This window comes from Hymenobacter rubripertinctus (assembly GCF_003583925.1).
GTDB classification, from domain to species: domain Bacteria; phylum Bacteroidota; class Bacteroidia; order Cytophagales; family Hymenobacteraceae; genus Hymenobacter; species Hymenobacter rubripertinctus.
In genome coordinates, this window is record NZ_QYCN01000068.1 from 1 (window position 1) to 9,498 (window position 9,498).

Sequence of the window (9,498 nt, forward strand, 5' to 3'; positions counted from 1 at the left end):
GACAGCGGGCACGAAACGGGTGTTGCCGATGATGGCGATGGCCTTCCTCCAGCGTGGCCCGCTCGTCGGAAGTCAGCTCAATGAAGCGTTTCTGCATCTGCGAAGATAGCCCCTTCTCAATTGTCTGACTAATTTTGAATAGGCACTTATTGGCGCAAAATGTACAGTCAGGATTCTGGAACCGCAGACTCACCACTTCTCCACCTCAGAGTACCCGGCGCACCTGCATGAAGCGGCGCTCGTAGCCGGTGCCTTCCACCTGGCTGATTTTGACCCCGGATTCGCGGCGGGCTGAGGAGGAGTGAACGAACCGCAGGGGCTCGCCGGGCTGGCTGAGTACAATGCCAGCGTGGCCGGGGGTGGTGGAGGTGGAGGCCGTTCCTGTGAATACTACAATATCGCCCGGCCGGGCCTGAGCCCGGGGTACGGGCCGGCCCACGTCAATCAGCAGGGCGGTGGAGTGGGGCATGGGCACATCGTAGCGCGCAAAAACGTATAGCACGAAGCCCGAGCAGTCGAAGCCGGTAGCGGGCGTGGTTCCGGCATAGCAATAGTTGGTGCCCATCTGGCGCAGGGCGAAGGCCACCACGCTATCGGCCTTGAGGGCGGCCGCAACAGGAACAGGTGGCTCCGGCCGGGCCGGGGCTGGGTTGCTGATTACGTAGGCCGTGGGCCGCCCTGGCGCATACACGGCGGGTTGCCGGGCCAGAACGGGGGAAACCGGCTGCAAGCGGGCCTGCCAGACCCAGCCCAGCAGCAGGGCAATCAGCAACAGAAAAACCAGCCAGATATAGCGCATCAGTGAAATCGGACGTTACCGTTGTGCTAACGGGGGCGGTACGGAGGAGGTTCCGCCGCTCCGCCATCGGGCCGACGCTCGGATTGCAGGTATTTGGGTTGCGGAGTTGCAGCCTTGCGTGGTTTTCCCCGTTCTTTGAACCATACCGGCCGGCTAGGCTGGTTTTGCCCACTCAATTCTCACTTTTTCGCTAATGCTCCTGAATCCTACCCACCGCCTAGCGGTGGCGGCCCTGGGCTTGCTGCTGGGCCACGCGGGCTCGGCCGCCGCCGCCGCACAACCCTCGTTGCGCTACACGCTGGCTATGCCGGCCCCCCAGACGCACTACTTCGAGGTCGATATGCACCTCGATGGCTTCAGCAAAGCCTACACCGATGTAAAAATGCCCGTGTGGGCTCCGGGCTCCTACCTGGTGCGCGAGTTTGCCAAAAACGTGGAAGGCTTCGAAGCCCTGGCGGGCAGCGAAAAGCTGCGCACCGAGAAAATCACGAAGAACACCTGGCGGGTGTATCACCCCAAGGCCAAGGATTTCAAGGTGCATTACAAGGTGTACGCCTACGAGCTGAGCGTGCGTACGAGCTTCGTGGATGCGGCCCACGGCTACGTGAATGGCACCAGCGTGTTCATGTACCCGGCCGAAGGTCAGCAGCTGCCCAGCCAGCTGGAAGTAAAGCCGGCCAGCGGCTGGAGCCAGGTGAGCACCAGCCTCAAACCGGCCGCCGGCACGTTCACCTACCGCAGCAGCAGCTACGACGAGCTGGCCGATTCGCCCATCGAAATCGGCAACCAGAAAATTTACACCTTCACGGCCAACGGTACGCCCCACACCATTGCCCTGTTCGGCGACCCGAAGGTGGACGAGCAGCGCCTGACCCACGACATGCAGCGCGTGTGTGAGGAAGCCCACCAGGTGGTAGGCCGTAACCCGCTGGACCGCTACCTGTTCATTATTCATGCTATCGATCGGGGCACGGGCGGCCTGGAACACCTGTTCTCCACCACGCTGTCGGTGTCGCGCACGGCGTATGCGTCGGAGGCGGGCTGGAAGGGCTTTCTGGGTTTGGTGGCCCACGAGTATTTTCACCTCTGGAACGTGAAGCGCATCCGGCCGGTGGCGCTGGGGCCGTTCAACTACGACCAGGAAAACTACACCCGCATGCTGTGGGTGAGCGAGGGCGGCACGGAGTATTTCTCCAACCTGATTGTGCAGCGGGCCGGTTTCCTGACCCCCGATGCCTACCTGGCCGACCTGAGCAACGGTGTGAACCGGGTCGAGAACACGCCCGGTAACAAGGTGCAGTCGGCCGCCGAGTCGAGCTTTGATGCCTGGATCAAGTATTACCGCCCGAACGAGAACTCCCAGAACACGGGCATCAGCTACTACGACAAGGGCGAAGTAATTGGGGCGGTGCTGGACCTGATGGTGATTCATGAAACCAAGGGCCAGAAGCACCTCGACGATGTGATGCAGTACCTCTACGACCAGTACTACCTGAAACTGGGTCGGGGCTTCACGGATGAGGAATACCAGGCCGCCGTGGCGAAAGTGGCCGGCCGCCGCTTCGACGAATTCTTCCGCCGCTACGTGTACGGCACCGAAATGCTGCCCTACCAGCAGGCTTTCGGCTACGCCGGCCTCCAACTGAGCACCACGCCCACCGCCGCCACGGAAGTAGACCTGGGCGCCCGCATCAGCGCCGCCAACGGCCGCCAGACGGTTTTGAGTGTGGTGCGCGACGGCAGCGCCTGGCAGGGCGGCCTCAACGTGGGCGACGAACTCCTGAGCCTCGACGGCGTACGCGTAACCGACGACCTGAACAAGCTGCTGACCGGCCGCGCCGTGGGCTCCACCGCCAAGCTGCTGGTTTCCCGCGACGGGCAGGTGCAGGAGCTGAGCCTGCCGCTGCTGGCCAGCACCACCAGCCGCTACCGCATCGAGCGCCAGCAAAACCCCACCGCCGAGCAGCAGGCCGTACTGGCCAAGTGGCTGCCGGTGAAAGGGAATTAAAAATTTAAGAATTGAGAATTAAAAATGGCCGGTAGTTCCTCGTAAAAGAGGAACTACCGGCCATTTTTAATTCTCAATTGACTAAAGCGCCGGCGCGCCCACGGCGGTGGCCACATTCACGCGGCCCCAGCCGAAGTTGGCGTCGCGGCGGGTGCGGTTGGAGCTGGCCGCTACGAGGCGGTTGAGGAGTTGGGCGCGGGTTTCGGTGGGGTAGCGGGCCCACACCACGGCAGCCATACCGGCCATGCTGGAGGTAGCTACCGATGAGCCGCCCACGGTGCTGGGCACGTCGCCGCTCATGGCCAGCGTGAGGGGGCGCCGGTCGTTGCTGGTGCGCTGCATCACCACGGTGAACTCCACGGCGGAGCCTGTGTGGCACTCGTCGCAGCGGGTGGCCAGGTCATCCTTCATGCCGGTAACGGCCACGGCTTCGGGCAGCGAAGCGGGGTAGATGACGCCCACCCAGCCGGCCGACCAATCGAAGGACGTGCCGGCGGCGCAGAAGATGAGCTTGCCCTTGCCGTAGGCGTAGCGGATGGCGTCCGTCATCTGGCCCGAGGACGTGAGGCGGCCCATGCTCATGCTGATGATGCGCACATCGGCGCGGTTGGCGGCCAGCAGGTAGGCGTCCGTCACACCCTGCACTTCGCGGCTGGCGTCCAGGAATACGTCGGTGGCGGCCCGCACCACAATCAGGTTGGCGTTGTAGGCCATGCCCACCGATGCGCCATCGGTGCCGCGGGGGGCGGCGCAGGCTCCGGCCATGCTGGTGCCGTGGCCGCAGTCGTCGTTAGGGGTTTCGGTGTCGCCGTAGGGAATGCCGAAAATGGTGTTGCGCGGCAGCGTGACGAGGCGTTCAATGGTGCGACCGGTGCTCTGGCCCTGGTTGAAAGCCGCGCCCAGGTTTTCCTGGTCCTGCGACGAGCCGGTGTCGATGATGAGCACCTTCATGCCCCGGCCGGTGCTCTGGCCCCAGGCCGTGCGGATGCCGTGGTACTGGTCCTGCTGGTTCCACGACGACTTGCCGCCGCCCGTGAGCACCGTGTAATCGGAGCCGACGGTGAGGCCCGCGGTGGCCGTGTTGTTGCCGCAGCCGCTGCTGAGCAGGCCGGCGGCGGGGCGGTTGGCGGTGGTGCCGCTAGTGGCCTGGGCGTGGGGCTCGTAGCCCATGGGCTCGGCGTAGCGCACCAGTCCGGAGGCGCGCAGGGCCTTAATGGTGCCTAATTCCCGCACCGTGACCGTGAGTACCGGCAGGGCATTGGCCTCGAATACGCGCAGCTTATCCAGGGTCAGCGAAGGATCGGCCTTCTGCTCCTCGGCCAGAATCAGGGCCAGCACCTGGGCGCGGGCTTGTTGCCAGAGGGCGTCCAGGCGGGCATCTTCGGGCAGGGTGCGCCCCCCCCGGGTGCCGGCCGGCTGGTAACCCACCGACAGCACGTGGTCGGACTGGCGGAGGGCGCTCCAGACGGTGTGGGCGGAGGCCGCGCTCCAGTCGAACTGGCCCCGTTGGCGCAGGGAGCTAAAAATCTGGTCGTTGAGCTGCTGGGTGGTCAGGGCCGCCGTGGGGTCAGGCTGGGGCTGGGCCACCTGGTCCTGGGAATCGACCTGGCAGGCGGCCAACGCCAGGGCCAGCAACGCGGCGGGCGCGAGGGTAAGAGTACGCGTCATGTAGTGGGTTTTGGTTGGGTAAAGAACAGTGGTATAAATAAAATGAAATATAGGATAAGTGCAACGTGTAGAATTATGTTCGGCACGCCTAACACTTTGTAACGCTTTGATTCAAGTCAGTGAGCCTGTTTTCAGCGACAACCTACCCATAAAAAAAGCCTCGCTACCGGGCAGCGAGGCTTAAAAAAATGAAGTCAGAACGAACGACGCCGGGGGCGGGGCGGTGGGTTTACTGAATCCGGGCCAGGGCCACGTCGCGGACGGGCGAGATGACCAATGGCACTTTCTCCACCTTCACCGAGCTGGTATCGAGGCCGAAATACTTGTCTTCGGAGGCGATAAACTGCTTGATGTAGAAGTAGGCCTGCATCACGAGCTTCTCCATCAGCGGGAAGTCGTTTTCCACCGACAGGAATTTTTCCAGCACCACGAAGCGGAAGTCGCCCGTGACGTGCTGCTTGCTCAGGGACTCGTAGCGGGAGGTGATGTCTACTTCCTTGTTGCGCACCAGCTCCTCAATCACCTTGCGGAAGTAGAGGTTAATTTTCTGCTCGACCCGGAAGCCCAGCCGGAACGTGATGCGGAATACGTCGCCCTGGGCCAGCTCCGCCACCTTGTACTCCATCGTGTAGGGCTCATCGGTGGTGTCCACGTGCACAAACCAGTAGATGTCGGCCCGCTTGGGGCGCTTCTGGAAGATGGAGTAGATGATTTTCGACTCGATTTCCGACTGGCGCTCGGCCGAGGTCAGAAACACCAGGTGAGTGGCGTACTTGGATACCGATTCGTCGTCGCTGAGCTCTTTGAGGGTTTCTATGTAGGGCTCAATCTTAACAAACTCCGTCAGGCGGCGCTTGATGTAGAAGGCCCGCAGCCACACGTACATCACGCCCACCAGCGCGGCCCCGATGGCCAGCGAAACCCAGCCGCCGTGGGGAAATTTGATGAGGTTGGCCACCAGAAAAGCGCCCTCAATGGCCCCGTACACCAGCGCAAACAGCCCAACGGCTAGCAGCGGCACCCGCTTCGCGCGCAGCCACACGGTGAGCAGCAGCGTGGTCATGAGCATGGTGAGGGTGATGGCCAGCCCGTAGGCGGCCTCCATGTTCTCCGATTTGCGGAAGTAGAGCACCACGGCAATGCAGCCCAGTAGCAGCAGGCGGTTCATGCTGGGCACGTAGAGCTGGCCCTTCACGTCGGTGGGGTAGTTGAGGCGCACTTTGGGCCACATATTGAGGCGGATGGCCTCGGCCACCAGCGTAAACGAGCCGGTGATGAGGGCCTGGGAGGCAATGATGGCGGCCACGGTGGCAATGCCAACACCGATGAGCAGAAACCACCCGGGCATGAGCTCATAGAACGGGTTGCGGCCGTTGAGCTGCTGGCCCTGGTGGGCAATCAGCCAGCCGCCCTGGCCCAGGTAGTTGAGCACCAGGCAGCTCTTGACAAAAATCCAGCTGATGCGGATGTTGCCCTTGCCGCAGTGGCCCAGGTCGGAGTAGAGGGCCTCGGCCCCGGTGGTGCACAGGAATACGGCCCCCAGCAGCCAGAAGCCGCCGGGGTAGTTCACCAGCAGGTTGTAGGCGTAGTAGGGGTTGAGGGCCTTCAGAATGGCCGGGTGGTCGAGGATGCCGCTCACGCCCAGGGCCGCCAGCATCGAGAACCAGATGAGCATGATCGGGCCGAAAGCCTTCCCCACGATCTGGGTGCCAAAGCTCTGCATCAGGAACAGGGCCGCAATAATGCCGATGACGATGGGCACCGTCGGGATGCCCGGGTACACGGCTTCCAGGCCTTCAATGGCCGAAGAAACCGAAATGGGCGGTGTAATCACCCCGTCGGCCAGCAGGGCCGAGCCCCCGATGATGGCCACGGCCGACAGCCAGGCACCGCGCCGGCGCACCAGGGCGTAGAGCGAGAAAATCCCGCCTTCCCCGTTGTTGTCGGCGTTGAGCGTGAGCAGCACGTACTTGATGGTGGTCTGGAGCGTGAGGGTCCAGAACACGCAGGAAATACCCCCGTACACGAGCAGCGGATCGATTTTACCCGGCACGATGGCCTTCATCACGTAGAGCGGCGAGGTGCCGATGTCCCCGTAGATGATGCCCAGGGCAATGAGTAAGCCGGCCGTCGAAATGGCGGTGTGCGGGTGTTTAGCGTCCATGAGGAAGGGGAGCTGGGTAGAAAGGGGCGGTTTTTTGCAAACGGGGCCGAAGGTAACGGATGACATCGACTTACCGCATGAAGAAACCCGGACCAGGCCACTGCTCCGGACCGGGAAGTCCGGCAAACCAGGGAGTAGAGACTCAGTACCCGCAGCGGTACGCCGCCCCTACTCCGTTTCCGCGGAGGAGGGGGTCGCCTGATAATCGGCCAGCTGGAGGTAGTACGCCGCCGTTGCGGCCGCCTCCTGGTGGCGCTGACGGATGCGGCGGTTGGCTTCCTGGGCCAGGTGCTGCCAGCTGCGGGCCGGGCCGGAAAAGGCGAAGTGCCGGGCCTCGCGGCCCGGGCGGTGCAGCCGCCAGCGGTTGGTACCCCGCAGACCCCAGGCCAGCAGGGCCACGCCCACGCCCATGCCCAGCGCGGCCGGTACGCTACGCAGCCAGAATTGCAGGTAACCCAGCAAAAATACGCTCAGCGCAAAAGCTCCCAGCAACACGGCCAGCAGCCAGCGCACTGGCCGCACATCCACGCCCTCCAGCTCCCGCCACCCGAACAGCTCCCCATCCAGCTCCAGCTCTTCGTTGCCCAGGGTCAGGCGGCCGTCTTCGCTGCGCTCCGGGGCAAACTGCTCGGGCGGTGGCGGCGGCAGGAGTCGGAACAGGGGTTCCGCTGCTGGTTCGGACGAAGCGGAACCGGCCGGTCCGGTGGCGGGCAGGGCTGGCGGCCGGGTGTCGGCGGCGGTGGGCTCCGGGGTAGGGGCTGGTGGTGTAGGGGCCGGTTGCGCGGGGTTGGTCATATCAGAAAAAGCCCCGCTGGCCGTAGTGGTTCGTACCCATTGGGGTGGTACGAGGCGCACAGGCGGCAGCGGGGCTTTCATGGAAACGTAACAGGAAGAAAAGGGGGTGATAACGGGGGAGAAGCACCGGCCAGCAGCCAACGACTAGGCATGAAACACAAGGGCAGCCGCTCCGGCTTTCCCGGTCGGTGCTAGCTTCCCCCAATCCCCCTACTTATTCACCTTGAGCAGCTCCACATCGAAGATGAGGGCGGTGTCGGGGCCAATATCGCGGCCGGCTCCGCGCTTGCCGTAGGCCAGGTCGGAGGGAATGTAGAGGCGCCACTTCGAGCCTTCGGGCATGAGTTGCAGGGCCTCTGTCCAGCCGGCAATAACCTGGTTTACGCCGAACGTAGCGGGCTGGCCGCGCTGGTAGGAGCTGTCGAACACGGTGCCGTTGATGAGCGTGCCGTGGTAATGGGTGGTCACCGACGCGCCGGGGCCGGGCTTGGGGCCGGTGCCCTCGGTCAGCACTTCGTACTGGAGGCCGCTGGCCAGCGTCGTAACGCCCGCTTTGTTGGCGTTTTCCTGCAGGAAGGCTTCGCCTTCAGCTTTGTTGTTGCTCATATCGTTGGAGTTGGAGGTGTCGTCATCGTCATCCTGGTCAGCACCACCGCCGAGCTGCTCCTGCAACTGCTGCATGGCGCTCTGCATCTGCTCGGGGGTGAGGCGGCTGGGCTCCCCGGCCCCGGCTTCTTTCATGCTCTGGGCGAATACGTCCACGTCCACGTCCAGGCCCTGCTGGGCGAAGTTGCGGGCCATGTCGCGGCCGATGATGTAGCTGATCTGCTCTTTCAAGCCATCTAAATTCATAACTCACTGGTTTGCGCTACTTCCCGCCCTCATGCCCCTGCGGTTTACGGCGGCGGCGGCCCGGAAGCAACTGGTGAAAAACAGGCAGGACCGGCCCGTTGCGGGCCACTGCTACCGTGAAGTACCGAAAACCGCCGCGAAAGGATGTTGTTTTTTTCGGGTGTTCCGGCTAACCGGCTGATTGTGAGCGAAGGTTTATCTGGCCCGTCTGCGCTGCCCGCTGCCAAACGCGAAGAACCCCGCCGAAGGGGCGGGGTTCCGGTTGGTGCCAGGCCGGGCGGGCCGCTAGCAGAAGTGCAGCTCCTCCTCCTCGTCGTGCAGGTCGAAAATCAGGTTCAGGGTAAGCACCCGGGCAGCCAGAAAGCTCAGGGAGCCCAGGCTGCCCAGCAATAGCAGGGAAGAGATGGTGGCAGTGCGCTTTTTCATGCGAATAGGGGTATGTGAATGCAAATCAGTTTGTTGAGCGTAAAGATACGACGCGAAGTTGATGAAAGTGTTAGGCAAGCAGCATTTATTTGGGGCCGCGCCTTAAGCCGGCCCCCGCCGCCGATACGAGGCGGACAGAACGGTGTGCGTTAGCGCCCGGCCCGATTATCCGCGTACTTTTACGCCCTGTTTCCACTCTTTATCATCCTGTATGAAATACCTTTTTACCCTTTTTCTGCTACTGGCCGGGCAAGTGGTCCAGGCGCAGGCCAGCTTGCTGATCGGGGGCATCCGCGCGGCTACGGCGGTGGGCACTCTGGCGGCGCGCAACAGCAAGGCCAAAGCCAAAATGAAAGCCAACCCGAGTGCAGCAACTGCCGGCAACTTCACTGCGGGCGTACCGGCTTCGGCCTTCACTTACCGGGGGCGGCCTGTGTCGCGGCAGCGCACCGCCGCCGGCACCCTGCAAGGCAAGGGCGCAGAAGAAATCCTGGCCCTGGAAGCAACGCTGGAGCAAAGCTACCAGGCACTGCTGGCCGATTCGGTGCAGCCGTTCCTGCCGGCCCCGCAGAGGGAAGCCATTGCACGGGCGGCCCGCCAGGCTGCCGCTGCCCGCCCGAGCTGGAATTATTCATCCTAAGTGCCTATTCAAAATTAGTCAGACAATTGAGAAGGGGCTATCTTCGCAGATGCAGAAACGCTTCATTGAGCTGACTTCCGACGAGCGGGCCACGCTGGAGGAAGGCCATCGCCATCATCGGCAACACCCGTTTCGTGCCCGCTGTC

Annotated in this window: 8 protein-coding genes; 2 read left to right on the top strand and 6 right to left on the bottom strand. The window is 63.1% G+C overall.

Features of this window, described 5'->3' with window-relative positions; translation table 11 throughout:
* Positions 1–205: 205 nt before the first annotated feature.
* On the bottom strand, positions 206–799 hold the full coding sequence (locus tag D0T11_RS21080; RefSeq protein ID WP_119657789.1) for a C40 family peptidase: 594 nt from the start codon (positions 797–799) through the stop codon (positions 206–208).
* A gap of 193 nt (positions 800–992) precedes the next feature.
* Here D0T11_RS21080 and D0T11_RS21085 point away from each other — a divergent pair, with 193 nt between their 5' ends.
* The gene (locus D0T11_RS21085) at positions 993–2,807 is read left to right on the top strand and encodes a M61 family metallopeptidase (RefSeq protein WP_119657790.1); all 1,815 of its coding nucleotides are present in this window, start codon (positions 993–995) and stop codon (positions 2,805–2,807) included.
* Between the two features lie 81 nt (positions 2,808–2,888).
* Here D0T11_RS21085 and D0T11_RS21090 read toward each other — a convergent pair whose 3' ends face one another.
* The 5 genes from D0T11_RS21090 to D0T11_RS22765 form a co-directional block, all read right to left on the bottom strand.
* A complete protein-coding gene (locus tag D0T11_RS21090; RefSeq protein ID WP_119657791.1) occupies positions 2,889–4,475 on the bottom strand; it encodes a S8 family peptidase in 1,587 nt (528 codons plus the stop codon).
* A gap of 229 nt (positions 4,476–4,704) precedes the next feature.
* Positions 4,705–6,639: a KUP/HAK/KT family potassium transporter gene (locus D0T11_RS21095; protein ID WP_119657792.1), complete on the bottom strand. Its 1,935-nt coding sequence runs from the start codon at positions 6,637–6,639 to the stop codon at positions 4,705–4,707.
* Between the two features lie 168 nt (positions 6,640–6,807).
* Positions 6,808–7,515: a hypothetical protein gene (locus tag D0T11_RS23425; protein WP_147374777.1), complete on the bottom strand. Its 708-nt coding sequence runs from the start codon at positions 7,513–7,515 to the stop codon at positions 6,808–6,810.
* Between the two features lie 129 nt (positions 7,516–7,644).
* Complete coding sequence (locus tag D0T11_RS21105) at positions 7,645–8,286, bottom strand: FKBP-type peptidyl-prolyl cis-trans isomerase (RefSeq protein WP_119657794.1); 642 nt, start codon at positions 8,284–8,286, stop codon at positions 7,645–7,647.
* A 285-nt stretch (positions 8,287–8,571) separates the two neighbouring features.
* Positions 8,572–8,712 carry a hypothetical protein gene (locus tag D0T11_RS22765; RefSeq protein WP_182888550.1) on the bottom strand — a complete coding sequence of 47 codons (141 nt, stop codon included), beginning with the start codon at positions 8,710–8,712 and terminating at the stop codon, positions 8,572–8,574.
* Between the two features lie 211 nt (positions 8,713–8,923).
* Between D0T11_RS22765 and D0T11_RS21110 the strand changes: the two genes are divergently transcribed.
* Positions 8,924–9,352, top strand: coding sequence for a hypothetical protein (locus tag D0T11_RS21110; RefSeq protein ID WP_119657795.1), 429 nt, complete (start codon positions 8,924–8,926; stop codon positions 9,350–9,352).
* The last annotated feature ends 146 nt before the right edge of the window (positions 9,353–9,498 follow it).

What these genes read in the sequence shown, in the direction of transcription:
- D0T11_RS21080 (WP_119657789.1), bottom strand. Translation starts at nt 799, where the DNA reads ATGCGCTATATCTGGCTGGTTTTTCTGTTGCTGATTGCCCTGCTGCTG.
- D0T11_RS21085 (WP_119657790.1), top strand. Translation starts at nt 993, where the DNA reads ATGCTCCTGAATCCTACCCACCGCCTAGCGGTGGCGGCCCTGGGCTTG.
- D0T11_RS21090 (WP_119657791.1), bottom strand. Translation starts at nt 4,475, where the DNA reads ATGACGCGTACTCTTACCCTCGCGCCCGCCGCGTTGCTGGCCCTGGCG.
- D0T11_RS21095 (WP_119657792.1), bottom strand. Translation starts at nt 6,639, where the DNA reads ATGGACGCTAAACACCCGCACACCGCCATTTCGACGGCCGGCTTACTC.
- D0T11_RS23425 (WP_147374777.1), bottom strand. Translation starts at nt 7,515, where the DNA reads ATGAAAGCCCCGCTGCCGCCTGTGCGCCTCGTACCACCCCAATGGGTA.
- D0T11_RS21105 (WP_119657794.1), bottom strand. Translation starts at nt 8,286, where the DNA reads ATGAATTTAGATGGCTTGAAAGAGCAGATCAGCTACATCATCGGCCGC.
- D0T11_RS22765 (WP_182888550.1), bottom strand. Translation starts at nt 8,712, where the DNA reads ATGAAAAAGCGCACTGCCACCATCTCTTCCCTGCTATTGCTGGGCAGC.
- D0T11_RS21110 (WP_119657795.1), top strand. Translation starts at nt 8,924, where the DNA reads ATGAAATACCTTTTTACCCTTTTTCTGCTACTGGCCGGGCAAGTGGTC.